Origin of the sequence: Peptoniphilus lacrimalis DSM 7455, assembly GCF_000378725.1 — a bacterium.
Lineage (GTDB): Bacteria > Bacillota > Clostridia > Tissierellales > Peptoniphilaceae > Peptoniphilus_A > Peptoniphilus_A lacrimalis.
In genome coordinates this window covers 117,943-135,807 of the sequence record NZ_KB900370.1, presented here as the reverse complement: position 1 = coordinate 135,807, position 17,865 = coordinate 117,943, and the positions used below count along the sequence as shown (strand labels likewise).

At 28.0% G+C, this 17,865-nt stretch carries 24 protein-coding genes; 3 read left to right on the top strand and 21 right to left on the bottom strand.

Annotation, left to right across the window (positions count from 1 at the left end; translation table 11 throughout):
- The first annotated feature begins 39 nt into the window (after positions 1-39).
- A complete protein-coding gene (murC, locus tag F594_RS0104630) occupies positions 40-1,428 on the top strand; it encodes a UDP-N-acetylmuramate--L-alanine ligase (RefSeq protein ID WP_019034722.1) in 1,389 nt (462 codons plus the stop codon).
- Positions 1,429-1,510: 82 nt separating this feature from the next.
- Here murC and tsaD read toward each other — a convergent pair whose 3' ends face one another.
- The 5 genes from tsaD to F594_RS0104605 are packed head-to-tail and all read right to left on the bottom strand — an operon-like array spanning position 1,511 to position 4,554.
- Positions 1,511-2,503, bottom strand: a complete 993-nt coding sequence (gene tsaD / locus F594_RS0104625; protein ID WP_019034721.1) for a tRNA (adenosine(37)-N6)-threonylcarbamoyltransferase complex transferase subunit TsaD — start codon at positions 2,501-2,503, stop codon at positions 1,511-1,513.
- A gap of 12 nt (positions 2,504-2,515) precedes the next feature.
- On the bottom strand, positions 2,516-2,953 hold the full coding sequence (gene rimI, locus F594_RS0104620; protein WP_004826116.1) for a ribosomal protein S18-alanine N-acetyltransferase: 438 nt from the start codon (positions 2,951-2,953) through the stop codon (positions 2,516-2,518).
- Entirely contained in the window at positions 2,928-3,587 is a 660-nt protein-coding gene (tsaB, locus tag F594_RS0104615; protein ID WP_019034720.1) for a tRNA (adenosine(37)-N6)-threonylcarbamoyltransferase complex dimerization subunit type 1 TsaB, read from the bottom strand. Before tsaB ends, rimI begins: the two co-directional genes overlap by 26 nt.
- Positions 3,568-4,029, bottom strand: coding sequence for a tRNA (adenosine(37)-N6)-threonylcarbamoyltransferase complex ATPase subunit type 1 TsaE (gene tsaE / locus F594_RS0104610; protein WP_019034719.1), 462 nt, complete (start codon positions 4,027-4,029; stop codon positions 3,568-3,570). Before tsaE ends, tsaB begins: the two co-directional genes overlap by 20 nt.
- Complete coding sequence (locus F594_RS0104605; RefSeq protein ID WP_019034718.1) at positions 4,030-4,554, bottom strand: nitroreductase family protein; 525 nt, start codon at positions 4,552-4,554, stop codon at positions 4,030-4,032.
- Between the two features lie 89 nt (positions 4,555-4,643).
- Here F594_RS0104605 and F594_RS0104600 point away from each other — a divergent pair, with 89 nt between their 5' ends.
- Both F594_RS0104600 and F594_RS0104595 read left to right on the top strand, forming a co-directional pair.
- A complete protein-coding gene (locus F594_RS0104600; protein ID WP_019034717.1) occupies positions 4,644-5,222 on the top strand; it encodes a xanthine phosphoribosyltransferase in 579 nt (192 codons plus the stop codon).
- 2 nt (positions 5,223-5,224) lie between these two features.
- Positions 5,225-6,349: a hypothetical protein gene (locus F594_RS0104595; RefSeq protein WP_019034716.1), complete on the top strand. Its 1,125-nt coding sequence runs from the start codon at positions 5,225-5,227 to the stop codon at positions 6,347-6,349.
- A 53-nt stretch (positions 6,350-6,402) separates the two neighbouring features.
- Here F594_RS0104595 and F594_RS0104590 read toward each other — a convergent pair whose 3' ends face one another.
- The 16 genes from F594_RS0104590 to F594_RS0104515 form a co-directional block, all read right to left on the bottom strand.
- The gene (locus tag F594_RS0104590; protein ID WP_009346198.1) at positions 6,403-6,741 is read right to left on the bottom strand and encodes a CD1247 N-terminal domain-containing protein; all 339 of its coding nucleotides are present in this window, start codon (positions 6,739-6,741) and stop codon (positions 6,403-6,405) included.
- Between the two features lie 15 nt (positions 6,742-6,756).
- Positions 6,757-7,314 (bottom strand): elongation factor P, encoded by a 558-nt coding sequence (gene efp / locus F594_RS0104585; protein ID WP_004826063.1) that lies wholly within the window; start codon positions 7,312-7,314, stop codon positions 6,757-6,759.
- Between the two features lie 59 nt (positions 7,315-7,373).
- Entirely contained in the window at positions 7,374-8,309 is a 936-nt protein-coding gene (locus F594_RS0104580) for a hypothetical protein (RefSeq protein WP_019034715.1), read from the bottom strand.
- Complete coding sequence (locus F594_RS0104575) at positions 8,306-8,845, bottom strand: prokaryotic N-methylation domain protein (protein ID WP_233428278.1); 540 nt, start codon at positions 8,843-8,845, stop codon at positions 8,306-8,308. Before F594_RS0104575 ends, F594_RS0104580 begins: the two co-directional genes overlap by 4 nt.
- On the bottom strand, positions 8,787-9,164 hold the full coding sequence (locus tag F594_RS0104570) for a type IV pilus modification PilV family protein (protein WP_248612681.1): 378 nt from the start codon (positions 9,162-9,164) through the stop codon (positions 8,787-8,789). The genes F594_RS0104575 and F594_RS0104570 overlap by 59 nt, the downstream gene beginning before the upstream one ends.
- A complete protein-coding gene (locus F594_RS0104565) occupies positions 9,148-9,609 on the bottom strand; it encodes a pilus assembly FimT family protein (RefSeq protein WP_019034712.1) in 462 nt (153 codons plus the stop codon). The genes F594_RS0104570 and F594_RS0104565 overlap by 17 nt, the downstream gene beginning before the upstream one ends.
- Complete coding sequence (locus F594_RS0104560) at positions 9,581-10,750, bottom strand: hypothetical protein (protein WP_019034711.1); 1,170 nt, start codon at positions 10,748-10,750, stop codon at positions 9,581-9,583. Before F594_RS0104560 ends, F594_RS0104565 begins: the two co-directional genes overlap by 29 nt.
- Position 10,751: 1 nt before the next feature.
- Complete coding sequence (locus tag F594_RS0104555; RefSeq protein ID WP_019034710.1) at positions 10,752-11,306, bottom strand: SGNH/GDSL hydrolase family protein; 555 nt, start codon at positions 11,304-11,306, stop codon at positions 10,752-10,754.
- The gene (locus F594_RS0104550; protein ID WP_019034709.1) at positions 11,303-11,995 is read right to left on the bottom strand and encodes a P-loop NTPase family protein; all 693 of its coding nucleotides are present in this window, start codon (positions 11,993-11,995) and stop codon (positions 11,303-11,305) included. Before F594_RS0104550 ends, F594_RS0104555 begins: the two co-directional genes overlap by 4 nt.
- A complete protein-coding gene (gene radC, locus F594_RS0104545; protein ID WP_019034708.1) occupies positions 11,992-12,702 on the bottom strand; it encodes a RadC family protein in 711 nt (236 codons plus the stop codon). Before radC ends, F594_RS0104550 begins: the two co-directional genes overlap by 4 nt.
- Positions 12,689-13,282, bottom strand: a complete 594-nt coding sequence (locus F594_RS0104540) for a nucleoside triphosphate pyrophosphatase (protein ID WP_019034707.1) — start codon at positions 13,280-13,282, stop codon at positions 12,689-12,691. Before F594_RS0104540 ends, radC begins: the two co-directional genes overlap by 14 nt.
- Positions 13,283-13,792, bottom strand: a complete 510-nt coding sequence (locus tag F594_RS0104535; protein ID WP_019034706.1) for a Gx transporter family protein — start codon at positions 13,790-13,792, stop codon at positions 13,283-13,285.
- Positions 13,789-14,169, bottom strand: coding sequence for a NusG domain II-containing protein (locus tag F594_RS0104530; RefSeq protein ID WP_019034705.1), 381 nt, complete (start codon positions 14,167-14,169; stop codon positions 13,789-13,791). Before F594_RS0104530 ends, F594_RS0104535 begins: the two co-directional genes overlap by 4 nt.
- An 84-nt stretch (positions 14,170-14,253) precedes the next feature.
- Positions 14,254-14,523 carry a 30S ribosomal protein S20 gene (gene rpsT / locus F594_RS0104525; RefSeq protein ID WP_009346404.1) on the bottom strand — a complete coding sequence of 90 codons (270 nt, stop codon included), beginning with the start codon at positions 14,521-14,523 and terminating at the stop codon, positions 14,254-14,256.
- 117 nt (positions 14,524-14,640) lie between these two features.
- Positions 14,641-15,651, bottom strand: coding sequence for a DNA polymerase III subunit delta (holA, locus tag F594_RS0104520; RefSeq protein WP_019034704.1), 1,011 nt, complete (start codon positions 15,649-15,651; stop codon positions 14,641-14,643).
- A complete protein-coding gene (locus F594_RS0104515) occupies positions 15,629-17,830 on the bottom strand; it encodes a DNA internalization-related competence protein ComEC/Rec2 (RefSeq protein ID WP_115354475.1) in 2,202 nt (733 codons plus the stop codon). The genes holA and F594_RS0104515 overlap by 23 nt, the downstream gene beginning before the upstream one ends.
- Positions 17,831-17,865 lie beyond the last annotated feature (35 nt).

The following is a 17,865-nucleotide window of genomic DNA, read 5'->3' as shown; positions in this document are numbered from 1 at the left end:
CATATATGTTATAATATTTTAAGAATTGGAGGAAGAATTTTGTTTGATTTTAATATAGAAGCTCACAAGTATAAAAATATATTTTTTATTGGCATAGGTGGCATATCAATGTCAGCCCTTGCAGAACTTATGATATATAACGGATATAAGGTTTTTGGTAGTGATAAAAATAAATCTTATGAAACAGAAAAGCTAGAATCTAAGGGTGCTAAGATTTATTATGAGCATAAAAAAGAACATATTAAAGACATGGATTTAATAATCTATACTGATGCTATAAGTATGGATAATGAAGAACTAAAGGAAGCTATTGTCGAAAAAAAAGACATAATTGATAGAGCAAGTTTTCTAGGAGCAATAATGAAAAGCTATAATATCTCAATAGCTATTTCAGGAACTCACGGAAAAACTTCCACTACTTCTATGGTAGCAGAAATAATTAAAAATTTAGATACCGACCCCACAATAATGCTTGGTGGTCAGCTAGATGATATAAATGGAAACATAAAAATTGGTAAAGAAAAAAAATTATTTTTGACAGAAGCCTGTGAATATAAGGCAAATATTTTAAAATTATTTCCTACAACCGCTGTTATTTTAAATATTGACGAAGACCACTTAGATTATTTTGACAATATTGACCATATTATTAGAACTTTCAAAGGTTTTACAGAAAAATTAAATAAAGATGATTACTGCATAATAAATATTGATGATGAAAATACTAGAAAACTATTACCCATTGACAATGCAAAATTAATCACATTCGCTATAGACAAAAAAGCAGATTATATGGCTAAAAATATTGATTTTGATATGTATGGACGTCCTTATTATGATTTATATTATAAGGATAAATATATAGGAAAAGTTGAACTTGCAATCCTTGGCTACCATAATATTTATAATACCCTTGCAGCTATAGGAGCTTGCCATGAAAATGGAATTGATTTTGAAAAATGTATAAAAGGTATAGGTGATTATAAGGGTGTTCACAGAAGGTTAGAATTTAAAGGTCTTTACAAAAATTCAAGAGTCATGGATGATTATGCCCACCATCCCACAGAAATAAAATCTTCCATATCAGCTATAAAAAAATCTTGCAAAAAAAGGCTATTTACCGTCTTCCAACCACACACCTTCACAAGAACTAAACTTCTTTTAGATTCCTTTGCAAAATCTTTTGACCAAAGTGATGTAATAATAATAACAGATATATATGCAGCAAGAGAAAAAGACTATGGTGATATACACTCTAAAACTTTAGTAGATGCAATCTCAAATCACCATAAAAATGCTATTTATATAAAGGAATTTTCAGATATAATAAAATATTTAAAAGAAAATCTAAAAGATGATGATACAGTCGTTACTATGGGCGCTGGAAATGTTTATGAAATAGGTCAAGAACTTTTAAAAAATAATTAAAATTTTAAATTTATAACTAATAAATAAAACTCTCACTAATACAAAAGTATTCTTGAGAGTTTTTCATTTACATTTTTTTAATTTATAAACCTAAATTTGGATCAGCAAAAGTTTTTCCATCATAGGTTTTTGACTTATATAGATAATAGGCACATGAAGCTATCATAGCTGCATTGTCTGTGCAAAGTGAAATGCTTGGGTAATAAATTTCTACTCCTTCTTTTTTTCCTCTTTCTTCGAAGGCTTCTCTTATCCTTGAATTTGCAGAAACTCCTCCACTTAATACTATCTTTTCTAAGCCCTTTTCTTTTTGCAATCTGAAAGTTTTTTCTAATAAAACATCGACAACTGCTTCTTGGAAAGATTTTGCCACATCTTCTTTTATAATCTCTTGATGTTTTTGCTCATTATTGTGCATATAATTTATGACTGCCGTTTTTAAACCAGAAAAAGAAAAATTATATCCTTCGTTTATCATAACTCTTGGAAATTCAATTGTTTCTTTACCTTCTTTTGCTAATTTATCTATAACAGGTCCACCAGGATATGAAAGTCCCATAGCCCTTGCAACTTTATCAAAAGCTTCGCCAGCCGCATCATCAACTGTTGTTCCGCATAAATCAAAATCCACAAAATTTTTAACATCTATCAAATAAGTGTGTCCACCGGAAATTATCAGTCCAATAAAAGGTGGTTTTAATTCTTTGTGACTTATATAATTGGCACAAACATGGCCCATTATATGGTTTATTCCTAAAAATGGTTTATTTAAACTAAGTGCCATTGCTTTGCCGGCACTCAAACCAACAAGCAAAGCACCAATTAATCCTGGACCTCTAGTAGCTGCAATTAAATCTATATCAGAATAATTAAGTTTTGATTTTTCAAAAGCTTCTTCGATGACTGTATTTATTGCCTCAACGTGCTGTCTTGAAGCTATTTCCGGAACTACTCCACCATATTTTTTGTGAGTGTCTATTTGTGAGGCTACAATATTTGCAAGAACTTCTCTACCGTCCTGCAAAATAGCCACTGAAGTTTCATCACAAGATGATTCTATCGCTAAAGTTTTCATTCTCTCACCTCTTTATATTTCTCTCCACATAATAAGAGCATCTTTATCTATACCATAATAATTTTTTCTAAAGCCCTTTATTTTAAAATTAAAAGCTCTGTATAAACTTAGGGCGTGTTCATTGGTTGTTTTCACTTCTAGGGTTATGCTTAATTTATTATCTTCTGCGTAGGCAACAAAATATTTAAAAAGCTCCCCAGCAATTTTTTTATTTCTATAATCTGGATGTGTTGCTACATTTGCAATATGGATCTCATCAAAAATTTTCATATAAGAGATATAAGAAACTACTTTATTGTCAATTTCATAAACTAAAATTTCTGATAATTTATCCTTTTCTATTAAATTAATTAAAGAATTTTTTGACCAAGGATTTTCAAATGAAAGCTTCTCTATTTGATAAATATCATCTGCATCCCCAGTTTCAGCAAGTCTTATTTTTGTCTGCATAATTTTTCTCCGCTTGAGAAAGTTTTAAATAATTAGGCACCAATTTATAAAAATCATCTCCACCTACTTCTTTAAATTTTTTAAGACCTAGTAAGGCAATATAGTAGGCATTCATCTGTAGTTCTTTTCCTAATTTTGCATTTTTAAATTCATGGATAAATTTTTTTGCATCCACACCTTGTAGTGTTATCTTTCTATCTCCTACAATATCTTTGAATTTTTCAAGCTCTATTATTGTATCATCCATAAGAACTTTCCCATCTTCCAAAAGGCAGGCATAAATAAGGCCTCGTCTTGCATCAATAATTGAGCCTACAAGTCCATCTTCTTTAATTGCACAGGCTTTAAGTGATGAAACTGCAACAATATCTTTTTTTAAAACTTGTGCCATAACTTTTGCAAAAGTAAGCCCTATCCTTATCCCAGTAAAGGAACCTGGTCCGATGCCGACTGATATTAAATCTATTTGTGATAGGTCAAAGTCAAATTTATTTAAAATATTATTTACCATGTCGCTTAAAGATTCGCTGTGATAAACTGAGCCTTGCAATGAATACAAGGCTAACATATTTTCATCTTCAATTATTGAGACTGATGTAGTCATTGTTGAGGTATCAAATCCCAAAACTTTCATATAATTTCTCCTCTACAACTTTATATTTATCGCCAATATAAGTTATTTCTAGCTTTCTGATATTATCTTCTACCTTAATAGATATTGTCATATATTCTTCCGGTAAAGAATTTTTAATTTTATCAGCCCACTCGACTACTGTTATCCCATCAGAATAAAAATACTCATCAAAACCCAAGTAAAGAGTATCTATTCCATCATTTAGTCTGTAGGTATCAATATGATATAGGTTAGTTTTGCCCCTATATTCATTGACAATAGTAAAAGTTGGGCTTGTAACATTTGCTTTAATTCCCAAACCTTCTGCCAAAGATTTTGTAATAGTAGTTTTTCCTGCTCCTAAATCTCCATTTAAACAAAGGACCATTCCACCTTTACAAAGTTGTCCTAATAAAAATCCAAATTCTTTTGTTTTTTCTAAAGAATCTAAAATTATTTCCATTTATTTTATAACAATTTCCTTTACATGTGTATCATAATCCCAAGCTTCTTTTTCTGACTTTTCTTCTGCCCCATGACCTATTCCAATAATACATTCGACATTAAATTTTTCATCGAGGTTTAGAAGTTCGTGTAAATATTCTTGGGAGGCTTTACCCTCTTCATTTTTTGCATCGGTCACATTTGCCCATGTAGATGACAAACCTAAGTCAACACAAGCAAGCTGAATAAAAGTTGCACCTATGCAAGCATCTTGATGGTAGGTATTTTTCGCTGAAGATTTATCAGAAATTACAGCAATAGCAAGACTTGAACCCTTTAAAAATTCTGCTCCTGATTTTTTAAATTTTGAAAGTATTTCCAGAGATTTTTTATCTTTTATTAGGATATATTTCATAACATCTCTGTGAACAGCAGTTGGTGCCCTCAAGACGCTTTCAAATATTTCTTTAATCTCCTTATCTGTAACTTCTTTATCTGTAAATTTTCTTATACTTCTTCTTTTTTTCGCTAAATCTAAAAACATAATATCACCTTTAATAATTATATCATATAAAATTTTACTAAGACTTTTATTTTTTTTAATTAAATGTAATAATAGTGGTGGAGGTTTTTATGAAACTTTTAGAAGATAGAATAATTAAAGATGGAAAAATTCTTGAAGGGGATATCATTAAAGTTGATTCCTTTTTAAATCATCAATTAGACATTAAATTTTTAAATACATTAGCAGAAGATGTCGCAAAATATTTTAAAAATAAAAAAATCAATAAAATTCTTACTATTGAAGCATCAGGAATAGCCTTTGCTACAGTTATTAGTGAAAATATGAACTATATTCCAGTGGTTTTTTCTAAGAAGAAAAAAACTTTAAATATTGGCGATAGTCTTTGGCAAAGTCATGTAAAATCTTACACAACAAAAAAAGACTATATGATAAGTGTATCAAAAGAATTTATAGGTAAAGACGATAATTTATTAATTGTAGATGACTTTTTAGCCGAAGGTAATGCCCTTAGAGGATTAATTGACATAAGCAAAAAAGCAGGTGCAAACATTGAAGGCATCTCTGTTGCTGTTGAAAAGGGCTATCAAGGTGGCGGAGATTATGTAAGAAAATTGGGCTATGATTTATATTCCTTAGCAATTATAGATTCAATAGAAAATGGCAAATTTTCTTTTAAAAGGGTTTGAATATGTTAGAAATTAAAGAAGTAAAAACAGATAAGGATTTAGATGAGTTTTGTCATCTAGTTTACTCTATCTATGAAAATAACGATTATTTTGTTTACCCCATCTACGATGATTATAAAAATTCTCTAAAGGGTGTAAATAACAGACTAATCTCTTGCCCACATAAATTATTTTTAGCAAGCAAGGATAATAAAATAGTTGGAAGAATTCTAGCCTATGTAGATGAAGAATTAAATGAATATCATAGTTCCAGTGTAGGATATGTTTCTCAATATGAATGTATAGAAGATGAAGAAGTTTCAAAGGCTTTATTAGACGCTTGCAGTAAATTTTTTAAATCTTTAAATATAAAAATAATGAGAGGTCCTGTTTCTCTACCTGACGGCGATGATAATAGGGGCTTTTTAATAAACGCTTTTGATAAGTATCCTTCAGTCATGAACGTCTACAACAAAAAATATTACAATGACCAATTCGTAAATTATGGTTTTTCTTTATATCACGATGTTTTTGCCTATAAGGCAAACAAAGATGATTTACTTGCTAAAATTGACAAGCTTTCAAGACTGCTTCCACAAGTACAAAAACGCTATTCCTACAAAACTTCTGTATTAGATACAAAAAATATGGAAAAAGAGCTAGAAGATGTTTATAAAATTTTAGACTTAGCTCTTCCTCCTAGTTGGGAAGATTTTATACCTGTAAAAAAATCTGATGTTTATTCAATTTTTGAACAGATGAAAAGCTTAATTGTAAAAGATTTGATTGTTATAGCAAGAAATTACCAAGACGAACCTATTGGATTTGCCTTAACGCTTCCTGATTATAACGAAATTTTAAAAGACTTTAAAGGTAAGCTTAACCTTTTCAATAAAATTAAATTTTTATTGAAAAAAAATTCAATAAAAAGAGTTAGGATGTTTGTTCTAATGGTTGTACCTGAATATAGAAATAAGGGTGTAACATCTTCAATTTATTTTCATGTATTTAAAAATGCAGTAAAAAAAGGATATACAATTTTGGAAGGTTCAACAATTTGGGACTACAACAAAGATATGATAAATGATATAGAAAAATTTGGTGCGATTAAAGATAAAATTTATAGAGTTTATGAAAAAATTTTATAAAAATTTGCATAAAAAAATGTGGGATTTTTGTTTCCCACATTTTTTTATGCAAATTATTTATCTTCGTCTTCGCAACTTTCACATTCCCCATTACATTCACAAGAACCTTCATCATCATAAAGGTCGTAATCATCAATGTCAAAGTCTTCGTCATCATCATAAAAGTCATAATCTTCATCATCATAAACGTAATCTTCTAAATTAGAAAGGTCTTCATCAACCATATCAAGATAATCTTCCATTTCTTCATTGGCTTCTTTAAATTCATCAACCATGTCAGAAATTACATCAATTAGTTCAGATAAAATTTTTCCTTCTTTAGATTCAGAATCTAAATCATAACCATCTGCTAAGCCTTTTAAGTAGGCAATTCTTTTTAATAAGTATTCCATTTTTACCTCCAATAATTATACTCTAGACATATATTCACCAGTTCTAGTGTCAATTCTGATTTTATCACCATTGTTTACAAATAGTGGCACATTTAATGTGAAACCTGTTTCAACTGTAGCTGGTTTTGAACCACCGCTTGATGTATCACCCTTTACTCCTGGTTCAGTAGCTGTAACTTCTAATTCTACAAAATTTTCAGGAGATACTCTAAAGGCTTTGCCTTGGAAGAAATTGATATTAACCATATCATTTTCCTTAATAAAATTCAAGGCATCTTCTACCATAGACTTTTCAAGTGGAATTTGTTCATAGCTTTCTGTGTCCATAAAATAATATAAGGTGCCATCATTGTACAAATATTGCATATCTTTATTTTCAATAACGGCTTTTTCAAATTTTTCTGACGGATTAAAAGTTGAGTCTTTGATTGAACCTGTAAGTACAGATTTTATTTTAGCTCTTACAAAAGCTGCTCCCTTACCCGGCTTAACATGTTGAAAATCAACTACTTCATAGACATCCCCGTCCATTTCAAAAGTCAATCCCTTTCTAAAATCTCCTGCTGTAATCATAAATTCCTCCTAAATCTTAACATTCTTAAATTACCCATTATTTGATAAAAATATATATATTATTCTCCAAAACTACGTAAATTTTTTATTTGGAGTTTAAAATATCCCGGTAAAATTTTATCATAATCATTTATAATAGTTTCATCTAATTTTACACTAATTGACCCAGCTCTGTCAAAGGGGTCTATCAAATATCCTTTAAGATTTGTGGGACTATTAATTTGACCCTCTCTATCTAAATATATGACACCTTCATTTCTGAAATTATCATTATAAATTTTACCATTTACTATAAATAAATTTTTAAATTTTATTTTCCCAACAATTTCTATACTTCCATTTTTTAGATAAATAATATCCCTATAACTTATCAGTGCTTTTGTTACTTCTTCCTTCTCTAAATTGTCAAGCTCAATTTCTTCATATAATTTAAAAAATGGCCCCATATCTTTTATTTTATAATTTCCCTCTATTTCAAAAATTTTACAGTTTAAATCTGCCTGAGAGTTTTTTATTTTTTCAAAACCTTGAACTATTTCATTTAAATCTTCATTTTTAATATTTGAAGAATTTAATATTGCCTTTTTCTTTTTATATGCTTGGTTAATATAAGTCCCTTCTAGTCCATACTTTGAATTTATTTTCTTGTATGTGCATTCTGATTCCAATTTGAACTCTCCTGTTTTCCATAATTTCAAAATTATTCTTTCATCGTTCAAATCACTTATATCTATGGTAGGATTTATACGCTTTTCAATACCTTTCTTGTGAGATTTTGCTTCTTCATAATAACTTTTTAAATTTTCTAAAAAATTATCTTGACCTAATGCTAAATTTATTAAAGATTCGGCATAATAATCGGCTTGAATTTTCTTCTGCCTATTTTTTGCAACTTGAATAGAAGTATAAGAGCTTTGGTAGATAAAATAAAATATAACAGCCAAAAGGCTTATAATGATAATAGTAAATATGTATATAAAACCTTTATTCTTCACTCTTGCACCTCTATACACCTAAGAGCTATTTCTTTTTTAATTAGAGTTTTTTTCTCATCTCGTATTTCTAAAGTCAACAAATTTCCATCAAGATTTGATTTTAAACTGACGCCTTCTGCTAATTTATTTTTACCATCACAGCTTGAATTATTCACGTTAATTTTATGCAAAGTGGAGGCTTGAAAAGTTATTCTGTAAATATTTTTGTTATAATTTATATAACAAATATGCTCATACTTGCCCTTAGTTGAAATATTATTCACAGCATCTTTTACAATAACTATGGATGAATCGGCATCAGTTTTGTAATAGTATTTTGCCTTTGATATTTCATCTTTTATATAATCAAGTACAAAAGAATTTTCTTCTCCACTTTTTCTCTCAAGAAATGATTTTGAAAGGCTCAGCTGTCCAATGTTAAAGATAGATGATAGACATAAGATTAAAATAGATGAAAGGGCTAAGGCTAAAATTAATTCAATTAGTGAATATGCCTTTGTCTTTAAGGTAAACTTCAAATTTAATTTCCTTGCCATTTTCATTATCCCTTGCTTTTAAAATCACACGTTTGAATTTTGATAGATTTTCAATTTCAACTTCTGATGAATAACTCTTCTCAGAGGAATTATTTAAATAAATATCTTCTCCCCTGTAACTTTGACTGATAAGCTCTTCCATCTTTGAATTTCCATAGTCAACGAGTTTGTTATAAGACTTTAACTTTTCACTTGCCTTATTAATACTTAATAAATTATTCAATATTGTAGCGGCCACAAGACCCACTAAAACAATAGAAAAAATTACTTCTATCATCAGTGAACCCTTTGCTTTTTTTCTCTCAATCTTTCTCATCATAGTTATAATTATCATAATAAGTTACTTTTCCACTCACCGGCGCTATTGTTATGCCCATAGTCTTATTTTTTATCTTAAAAATTATATGCCCACTTGTGCTAGACCCGTTAAGAAAAGCTGGTTTCCCCAGATTTGTAAAACTAACTGTGTCCAAATTTGTATCAATTATTTCAATCAATTTTGAAAATTTTACTTCTTTCTTTTCTCCTAAAAGATCAAAAGAGTAACCTTCATTTCCTATGATTAAACTTGTCCTTGTGTTAGTTTTTTGAGCAAAATTTCTAACATAATTTAAGTCTAATACTAATTTTTTAATTTGATTTTTTGCCTTGTAATTTTCAATAACTTCAGCTTTTAGTGAAATAGCTGAAATTAAAATGCTCATAATAGCTAAAACTAATACCAGTTCAACTAGACTATAAGCTTTTGTTTTCATAATTTTCATGGCGTAAATCCCTGATTAGAATAATATTTTCGTCTTCACTTGTATCTTCAATAAAAATTTGTTTTATATCTTCTTCCTTAAATTCCATTCTTATCCATTGTCCAAAATCTAAACTCTTATCTTTATCATCCTCGATATCATCATAAGTGACAAATTCATTATTTTTTGTAATAACTCCAATGCGACCTTTGAAATCTTTTGTGTACAAAACATCAAATGAAATATAATCTTCTTCATTAGCTAGATCAAGAATTATAGGCTCAGTCTTAGAATTTTTATAATATATTGAAAGGCAATAAATGTTAGCAATATAAGTCAGTTTGCAATTATCATTAATACTTGTAAGTCCTTTCAAATCTATTGAAAAAGGATCAGATTTTAATTCATCTATTTGGCCTTTTGATGGAACAAAAAGCTCCTCTACTGGTATATCAATTTTTTTAATTTCTTTAATATCTTTAATTTCTTTAACTTCTTTAATTTTTTCAGTCTTTTTTTCTTTTTTAAGAGCTTTTTTAGGTTCAATATTAATTTTTTCTTTTCTTACTTGCGAAACTTTCCCACCAACTTTAGCCGATGAATTATTATTTTCTTTTATGGAAACTTTTTGGACATTTTGTTTTATTTCTTCTTTATTATTAGCATCAGATCTCTCATCAGTTTTAAAATAGGCTTTTCTTATATCATCATAGGAAACTTTTTCTGTTTCTTTCTCTGCTCTTAGGATTAAATCATAAGTATCTTGATTTTTTCTATGTAAATTAATATTTGAATAACCATAATATTTTGTTAACTTCTCTAGATTTGCTAGTTCATCTACTTTAATATCTTTTTGAACCTGCAAAATATCTAAATTATGATTTGTTGATTCATTTATATTTTCTTTTGCAATATTATTTTCCAATAAAAATTTATCAATAGAGTCCTTATTAAAATCTCTTAAGCCAGTATAAGGCTTATTTTTAATAATAATTTCATCCTTAAAATCTTTATTTACTAAATTGTCATAAGCAGTTTTTTTGGGATTGATTATAAAAAAATATAGGATAAACTGAATTAAAACTAATAGAAAAACTGTCAAAAGTAGACTCTCTCTTTTTGATAATTTTCTTAGTTTGATTTTCTTGGCAAAACTTTCCATTTCATACCTCTTGTAAAAGTTTGGTACCTATATATTTTCCCATTGCCTTAGAAAGCTTGAGATTAGGGTGAATGCCATCCATTAAATTATCATAAACATCAATACCTGTTGTATCCATAAGATCAATTATTTGAAAATCTTCTTCTTCTCCTAATTTATCCAAAAATTTCCTATAATTTATTAATCTTTCTTTAATAAGTGGGTAATAAGTTTTTGAACACCAATTATAATCGCAAGCCTCTTGTGCTATTATTACAGGTTTTAAAAATATTATCTTTAAATCTTCTGACTTAAATATGTCCACTAATTCCATAATAGATTTTTCAACTTGAGCATTTTCATAACCTTGCAAAAAATCATTAATTCCAATATGGACAATTACATGGGTGAATGGTTTTAAATCACCCCTATAGTATTTTAAAAGATTTGAAGATAAACCATTCATCCCACGATTTGCAATATCAAAATCTTTACTTAAATAATAAACAAATGACTTGCCTTGAAGTTTATATCCTTCAACTATTGAATCCCCCAAGGCTAAATATTTATTTTTCATTTTTTAAAAATCCTTTCAATAATAGATTTATTTTTTATAAAATTAATTTGACCTTCTTCGCCTTCCATTAGCCTTGTCAAGCTTTCCATGACCTTGATAAAATCCCTGTCATTAAGGAAATCTTCTCTAATTTTTCCTGATTTTATGACTTGGATATTTGGTTTTTGTAAAAATTTTAAATCTTCATCTTCTAAATTTAGGTCTTCTATCAAATCAGTAAAAATAACAAAGGTCTTTGTAAGTTTTCTCTTCTTAACCAATGAAAGTAAAATTTTTTCAGTATTTCTCAAAGACAGATTATCTTTATGAGTAAAAATTACAAGTCCTGATAAATCATTTAAATAATTATTTATGTATTCCATAAATAAGGGAATAGAAATAACTACATTTTCATAAGTCAATTCATTGAGTTTTTGATTAAAGATTTTAAAATCAAAATCAGATACTTCCTTAGAATAAGATGCGGGAATATAATCAAAGTTTTGGTTTTTTCTTATAACATCTTCTCCCATAGTCAAAAAATCATTAATGTCATAAATTGAATCAGTAATTCCCGTTAAAATATCAAGATTTCTAAAACCATTATAGGAATCAATCAAAAGAGAATTTTTTAAATTTTTGCTCAAAAGTACTGAACCACAAAGAAATTCTTTTGAAAAATTAGCAGAAATAACTCCATAAATATTCAATACAAAATTCCCTCCTTTAAAAAGCTAAAAAAAGTGTTATCTCCAATGATAATATGGTCACAAATATCTATGCCAACAATTTTTGAAACTTCCACAAGTCTTCTTGTCAAATTTCTGTCCTCTTGTGATGGACTGGGATCACCTGTTGGATGATTATGTAATAAAATTATACTGTGAGCCCCATCTGAAATTGCTTGTCTAAAAACTTCTCTGGGATGAACCACAGTCATATTTATTATTCCATGAGAAATTTCTCTTATATATTTTATTTCTTTTTTGGTATTTAAAATAATTATTCTAAAAACTTCTGTTTCCAAATCTCTCATAGATGCCATCACATATTTAGCCGCATCTTCTGGACTTGTGATTTTTTTCTTATCGTATATGGAAGAAGAATTTAATCTTTCTGCTAGTGTTAATGCCGCCATTATCATTGCAGCTTTTGCTTGACCAACTCCCTTAATTGCAGTTAATTTATCCATGCTGGCTATTCTTAAACCTGAAAGTAAACTGCTGTTATTTTCACGTTTCAATTCTCTTAAAATTTTTTCGCACAACTCTACCGCCGTTAGCTCTTTTGTACCTGTTCTAATTATTAAAGCGAGTAGCTCTGCATTTGTCAAAGCACTAGGCCCCAAGTGTAGTAATTTCTCCTGGGGCCTTTCTTCTTCTGTCATATCTTTTATAGTAAATTTATTTTTTTCCATTTCCACTCCATAAAAAATTAACATTTAAATATTTATACAAAACTTCATTTATCTTATAAATAGGAAGACCGATTATATTGTTATAATCTCCTTTAATGGAAGAAATTAAAAGTCCTCCCCTACCACCAATTGTATAGGCACCAGCCTTTCCTTCAAATTCATAAGAATCTAAATATGCCTTAAGCTCTTCATCTGTAAAATTTTTAAATTCAACATAACTTTCTTGGCAGGAAGTATATTTAAAATTATCAGCTAATGAAATTATAGAAAATCCTGTAACTATTCTGTGCTTTTTTCCCCTTAATTTATTAAGTATTCTGTAAGCATCCTCATAATCTTTTGGTTTTCCTATATTTTCTCCATCCATATCAACCATCGTATCTGCTGAAATAATTATACTATCTGCATAATTTTTGCTTATGCTAATGCCTTTTTCAAAAGATAATGCCATAGTTAAAATTTTTATATCTTTATAATCTTTATTTTCATAGATATTTGAAGGAACAACTTTAAACTTCGTATATTTCTCCAAAACTTCTTTCCTGCCCTGAGATTGTGAAGCTAAAATAATTTCACGCATTTATACCACCTTGAATTTAATTTTATTTAAATGTTTTTCCATAAAAATTGTACTGATTCCCACAAAATATCCGGTAAAAATCCCTATAATTACAAGTAAGGGCAAATAAGTCATAATTGTTAATGATTTTAACATAAGTGATGCCACAAGTATTTGACCTAAATTATGAAAAAAAGATCCAATTTCACTTATGCCCACAAGAGATAAATATTTGGATAAAAATTTATGGGATAAAATCATAGAAAAACAAGACAATAAGGCTCCTGCAAAAGAATAAAAAAAAGCTGTCACTTGTCCTGAAACAAGAACCAAAATTACAGTTTTTAAAAGAGCAACTATTAAACCTTCTTTATAACCTATAGAAATAATTGTTACTAAAACAACTATATTTGATAAGCCAAGTCTTGCTCCTGGAATTGCTACGGGAAGAGGAATCTGTGACTCAAACAAACCCAAAATTATACCAAAACTTGTTAAAAGAGATAGGAAAATAAGTTTTCTATTTGTCATCGTAAAATCACATCCAATCCCTTTTCTTTATCAGAAACAATTTTTACCAGAAGTCTATTGGGAAGACATATAATAGAATCTCCCACAAGAGAAATTTTTCCTTTTTTCATACAAATCTTATCTTTGCAATCTGATTCTTCTATATAAACTTTTTGATCTTTAATAACAACAACATTGTGACCAAATTCATTATCTATTTTAATCTTTTCATCCGTTTTTTCGTTTAAAACAATCTCTTTATAAACGTTTCCATTAACAGTAATTATAACTTTTTTACCAAGTTTATTATCAACAAATTCATTCTTGCCTGTAATAAACGCAACAAGCCCAGAAATAAGTAAAATTATTATGATTACTAAAAAATCTGCCTTTTTCATATTAACCTCTAAAATATTATAGCATAGAAATTAATATCGGCAGAAATTTTAATAAAAAAAAATAGAGACCTTTCAAAATCTCTATTATCCTACTAATTTATTATTAAGTTTCTTTGTAAGTCTTGAAATCTTTCTTGAAGCTTGATTTTTGTGAATTACATTTTTTGTTGCAGCAGTTTTTAACTTTTTATCAACGTCCTTTAAAAGTTCTTTTGCTTCGTCTAACTTTCCTAAATCAAGAGCTTGGTTAAACTTTTTAATAGCTGTTTTTACTTGAGTGTTTCTATATTTATTTTGTAATTCATTTCTTTTTGCAACTTGTATCCTCTTAATCGCAGATTTAATATTTGCCATTTCTACACCTCCTATTGATTTCTTTAAATACTTATAAGATTTTAACAGATTACGGCTAATTTTGCAAGATATTTATAAACAAAAATCAATTTTTGCTTTACTCATCATAAATTGAGATTATTTTCTTGTGTATTTTATTATTAAATTCTCCATTTCTAGAAGTGGGTCAATATTTGTTGATTTTAAAATTCTGTCACTTTTTAAAAGTTCATCATAAAAATCTCTCAAAAATTCCATTTTAAAATTCGAAGAATAATTTTGAAGTTTTGAAAACTCAAATTTTTTTATGGATAATTTATTCATAATATCACTAGAGCTTGAGTTTTTGTTTTTTAAAACCTTGTATGCCAATAAAAGCCTTACTTGTCTTACTATCATAACAAAAATTTTAGCCATAGGCTCGTTTTCATCGTATAAATTCTTCAGTTCATTTAATGCAAAATCTCTATCTCTTGCGTAAAGACCATCTAAAAGTTTAAAAATATTTGCATCTACAACTTTATCGGTTAATAAATCAATGTCCGAATTATTTATGAATTCATCTTTTGAAAAACCTATAATTTTATCCATCTCATTTTTTAAATCCAGTAAACTTACATTGGAATTTTTCAAATTATATGAAGTTAGGGACAAAAAATAAGATATCTGTGCAGGTTTGATTTTTTTATTTTTACGCAAAAAATAAGAATTTACGAACCTACTTACTTCTTGCGGAGTGAGTTTTGCAAAATCAACATTTGTACCTTTTTTAGAAAAATATTTATAAAATTTTGTTGTCTTATTTATTGCATCTCTTTCTAGGAATATAAGAATTATAAAATCAGGCAAATTGTCCAAAAAATCATAAAAACTTTTTTCAAGATTGTTTAAGTTGATAAAATTTAAGCTATCCTTAACTATTACAATTTTCTTTTTATCCATCAGCGGAAAAGTTTGGCAAGCCTCTTCAATATTTGCAAGAGAACACTCTTCTGCCTTAAAATATATTAAATTAAAAGATCTCATGGCTTCTTTTGTGAATAAATTTATAAGATAGGTACAGGTGTTTTCCATGAGTAGTTTTTCTTTACCAGAAAATAAAAAAGCACCACTTAAATCTTTTTTTCTATAAATTTCCTTGTAATTCATATTTTTTTAACAACACTCCCAATAAAAGAGCAAATATAAAATTATATAAAAGCTCCCCATCAATATTTACTTTACCATAATTCCCAACCCATAAAAAGTTTTTATTTATTATCACATCTACTTCGTGATTTTGAGTGGTGAAAAGTTTAATCTTATTTTCTCTTAACCTATCTATAGCTTCTTTGTGAGGGTGCTTATATTCATTATCTATCCCGCAAGATATTATTGCGACTTTTGCTTTTAAGTTTTTCAAAAATTCACTTGATGATGAGCCTCTTGACCCATGATGAGCCACTTTCAAAATATCAGCCTTAACTTTTAAAGTTTTTTCCACCTCTTGCGAAATATCACCAGTATATAAAATTCTTTTTCCCATAAATTCTACTAATAAAACCATAGATTTATCATTGGGACTTTGGAATTTTTCTGAATCAGATATGACTTTAAAAATCAAATCCTTATACCTGTAAAAATCTCCCTTTTTCAAAATTATTAGCCTATGAATATTATCATCATAAGATGAATAAGTTTTTCCCACTTTAAAATTTTCTAAGACCTTGTCCAAATTCCCAGCATGATCCTCATCAAAGTGAGAAATAAAAATTGCATCAACTTTTTTTATTCCCAAGTTTTTTAAGGCGGGATATAGGAAATTTTCAAAAATTTTATTTTCCCTCCTCGCTCCACCTACATCTATCAAAAAATTTTTACCCCTATAAGAAATTAATGAAGCATCACCCTGACCTATATAAAAATGGATTTCCTTCAAAGAATTGTAGGACTTATAAAAGGATACACAAGAAAAAATCATAAGCCAAGCCATATAAATATAGAAAAATTTTCTAGCTCCATAAAATATCTTAATATATTTACTATAGATAAATAGAAAATATAGCAAGATGTAATATAGAAAAATATGGTTAAAATCAAGGGCAAATATTTCAATCTTTAAATTCGCAATTACCATCAATAAATTTTCTAAACCCCAAATAGACTTAAATAATATATCAATAAATACTGATAAGAAACTAAATCCTATAGATAAAAAATATCCTAAAATAATTACAAGAGAGTAAAGAGGAATAATAATTAAGTTAGCTAAAAAAACTATAATATTGACCCCTGAAAAATATGTATTTATTATAGGAAAAATTACAAGTAAAACCGAAAAAGTTAAGACAAAAGATTCTATAACAAAATTTTTCTTTGGGCATTTTATAATTAATCTGGGATAAATATAAAATATTCCTATTACTGCTCCATAGGACATTAAAAAAGATAGAGAAAATAAAGAAAATGGATTAATCAGAAGCATTATAAGACCAGTAATATGCAAAATTTCCTTTCTATCTATATTTAACCTCAAATAAAATCTTAGCTTATAAAAAAATAAAAAACTATATGCCCTTAAAGCTCCCACAGGAAAACCCACTAAAAATATATAAAATCCTATAAGAAAGAGGCTCAGAAAATCGCTTAATTTTTTTGAAGAAGATAATTTTAAAAATATTTTCTCTAAAAAAATTGCAAGTATGGCTATATGAAATCCTGATAATGCTAATATGTGGTTGATACCTAAATAGGAAAAATTATCTAAGTCATCTTCATCTAAATATGCCCTATCAGATAATAAAATTGAGGATAATATACCTGCTTCTTTTTTGGGGAGATTCTCATATATATTATCTTTTAATTTTTCCCGAAAATTATAGACAAATGTAGAAATCAAATCTCCCTCTTTTAAAACATTTTCATGATACATTTGTCCAATATAGTTTATATTCTCAGAAAGATAGTTTAATCTCTTGTTAAAATTGCCTCGATTCATTTGACCCAAGGGTCTTTTAAAAACTCCGTCAATAGAAACCAATCTCCCATTTTTTTCCTTACCATAAAAAACTATATTTTTCTTGATTTTTTTATTATTTATCTTATGTGTTTTTACTACAAATCTGTCCTCTTTTGTAGAAATAACCTTGCCGAGAATATTACCGTAAAAATTTACATCCGCTGGTTTTCTAAGGGCTGTACTTACAAGCACTAAAATAAATAAGATATATAAATATTTAATTTTATTTTCCTTAATAAAAAGAATTAAGGGACTTATAATAAAATATATGTATAGATTTTTGCTAAAAATTCCTAAAATAATTGCACTAATAACTATTAAAAGATACATAATCATATAAATTATTATATTATTTTTCTCAACAA

Coding starts and splice junctions, on each gene's coding strand:
- tsaD (WP_019034721.1), bottom strand. CDS start 2,503: ATGAAAACTTTAGCGATAGAATCATCTTGTGATGAAACTTCAGTGGCT.
- rimI (WP_004826116.1), bottom strand. CDS start 2,953: ATGCAGACAAAAATAAGACTTGCTGAAACTGGGGATGCAGATGATATT.
- tsaB (WP_019034720.1), bottom strand. CDS start 3,587: ATGAAAGTTTTGGGATTTGATACCTCAACAATGACTACATCAGTCTCA.
- tsaE (WP_019034719.1), bottom strand. CDS start 4,029: ATGGAAATAATTTTAGATTCTTTAGAAAAAACAAAAGAATTTGGATTT.
- F594_RS0104605 (WP_019034718.1), bottom strand. CDS start 4,554: ATGTTTTTAGATTTAGCGAAAAAAAGAAGAAGTATAAGAAAATTTACA.
- F594_RS0104600 (WP_019034717.1), top strand. CDS start 4,644: ATGAAACTTTTAGAAGATAGAATAATTAAAGATGGAAAAATTCTTGAA.
- F594_RS0104595 (WP_019034716.1), top strand. CDS start 5,225: ATGTTAGAAATTAAAGAAGTAAAAACAGATAAGGATTTAGATGAGTTT.
- F594_RS0104590 (WP_009346198.1), bottom strand. CDS start 6,741: ATGGAATACTTATTAAAAAGAATTGCCTACTTAAAAGGCTTAGCAGAT.
- efp (WP_004826063.1), bottom strand. CDS start 7,314: ATGATTACAGCAGGAGATTTTAGAAAGGGATTGACTTTTGAAATGGAC.
- F594_RS0104575 (WP_233428278.1), bottom strand. CDS start 8,845: ATGGCAAGGAAATTAAATTTGAAGTTTACCTTAAAGACAAAGGCATAT.
- F594_RS0104570 (WP_248612681.1), bottom strand. CDS start 9,164: ATGATGAGAAAGATTGAGAGAAAAAAAGCAAAGGGTTCACTGATGATA.
- F594_RS0104565 (WP_019034712.1), bottom strand. CDS start 9,609: ATGAAAATTATGAAAACAAAAGCTTATAGTCTAGTTGAACTGGTATTA.
- F594_RS0104560 (WP_019034711.1), bottom strand. CDS start 10,750: ATGGAAAGTTTTGCCAAGAAAATCAAACTAAGAAAATTATCAAAAAGA.
- F594_RS0104555 (WP_019034710.1), bottom strand. CDS start 11,306: ATGAAAAATAAATATTTAGCCTTGGGGGATTCAATAGTTGAAGGATAT.
- radC (WP_019034708.1), bottom strand. CDS start 12,702: ATGGAAAAAAATAAATTTACTATAAAAGATATGACAGAAGAAGAAAGG.
- F594_RS0104540 (WP_019034707.1), bottom strand. CDS start 13,282: ATGCGTGAAATTATTTTAGCTTCACAATCTCAGGGCAGGAAAGAAGTT.
- F594_RS0104535 (WP_019034706.1), bottom strand. CDS start 13,792: ATGACAAATAGAAAACTTATTTTCCTATCTCTTTTAACAAGTTTTGGT.
- F594_RS0104530 (WP_019034705.1), bottom strand. CDS start 14,169: ATGAAAAAGGCAGATTTTTTAGTAATCATAATAATTTTACTTATTTCT.
- rpsT (WP_009346404.1), bottom strand. CDS start 14,523: ATGGCAAATATTAAATCTGCGATTAAGAGGATACAAGTTGCAAAAAGA.
- holA (WP_019034704.1), bottom strand. CDS start 15,651: ATGAATTACAAGGAAATTTATAGAAAAAAAGATTTAAGTGGTGCTTTT.
- F594_RS0104515 (WP_115354475.1), bottom strand. CDS start 17,830: ATGTATCTTTTAATAGTTATTAGTGCAATTATTTTAGGAATTTTTAGC.